This window comes from Vibrio sp. 10N.286.48.C11, from assembly GCF_041469805.1.
Classification (GTDB): domain Bacteria; phylum Pseudomonadota; class Gammaproteobacteria; order Enterobacterales; family Vibrionaceae; genus Vibrio; species Vibrio crassostreae_C.
On sequence record NZ_JBFRLK010000043.1, the window covers coordinates 1 to 1,089 of the forward strand.

A 1,089-nucleotide genomic window follows, 5' to 3' on the forward strand; every position below is an offset into this window, starting at 1 on the left:
CCCGATTTCAGATAATAACTGCGACACTCATGGGAAGGTGTAGAAGAGGAAGCCAACTGCCGAAAGTGGTACGCTCTTCTCGCCAAAGAAACAAGCAGTACTACGATGAATTATCAGCAGTTGACCGAGGGGAGAAGATATCAGATTTCTGCTCTTTTGGAACGGGGAATTTCAGTATCAGAGATTGCCAAAACAGTTAAGTGCCATCGCTCAACCATTTATCGAGAGTTGAAGCGAAGTGGTAAGAAAGAGCAATATCTACCAGACAAAGCGCACCAGCAATCAGTAGCGAAACGGCGGCAAGCCCGAAAGTATCGAATACTTCAGCCACGCATAGATTTTATAGAACTGTTGCTGTCCATTGATTGGAGTCCAGAGCAAATATCTAATGTCCTAACTCATGCTGGAGCTAAAGTGAGCCATGAGTGGATATACCGTTACGTTGCTCGCAATAAACGACAGGGCGGCAAGCTATTTCGCCACTTGCGTCAAGGGCACAAGCGGTATCGGCGAGGCAAGAAAGAGAAAGCGCCTGCTATCAAAAATGCAATTTCGATAGACGAAAGGCCTGAGATTGTTGATAACCGAGAACGTGTTGGCGACTGGGAGATTGATACTGTTTTGGGCAAGCATGGGACAGGAGCAATGGTCACTATTTTAGAGCGTAAAACGCGTTTTTATCTGACAAAGAAAGCTCCCTCAAAGTCAGCGAAAGATGTGACGAAAGCGACCATAGACATGCTACTGCCTTACAAAGAATTCGTTCATACAATTACAGCAGACAATGGTCGCGAGTTTGCAGGTCATGAAGAAATAGCCGAGGCTTTAGAAGCAAAGGTGTACTTTGCTCATCCTTACAGTTCGTGGGAGCGAGGAGCCAATGAAAACGCTAATGGGTTATTGAGACAATACGTTAAAAAAGGAACAGACCTAAGAACTGTCAGTGATGACGATATTGAAAGGGCGCAACAACGGATTAATTATCGTCCGAAAAAATGTTTAGGGTTCAAGCAACCCGCTGTCGTTTTTAAAGAAATGATGAAGGCTGCTTGAAAATTAAGAATGTCGCAGTTCGGAGTTGAATTCGGG

At 44.7% G+C, this 1,089-nt stretch carries 1 protein-coding gene; it reads left to right on the forward strand.

What is annotated here, in order from left to right:
* Window positions 1-105: 105 nt before the first annotated feature.
* Window positions 106-1,053, forward strand: coding sequence for an IS30 family transposase (locus AB4209_RS12160; protein ID WP_372056005.1), 948 nt, complete (start codon window positions 106-108; stop codon window positions 1,051-1,053).
* Window positions 1,054-1,089 lie beyond the last annotated feature (36 nt).

Excerpts from the sequence above, each read along its gene's own strand:
- AB4209_RS12160 (WP_372056005.1), top strand. The coding sequence starts at position 106 with ATGAATTATCAGCAGTTGACCGAGGGGAGAAGATATCAGATTTCTGCT.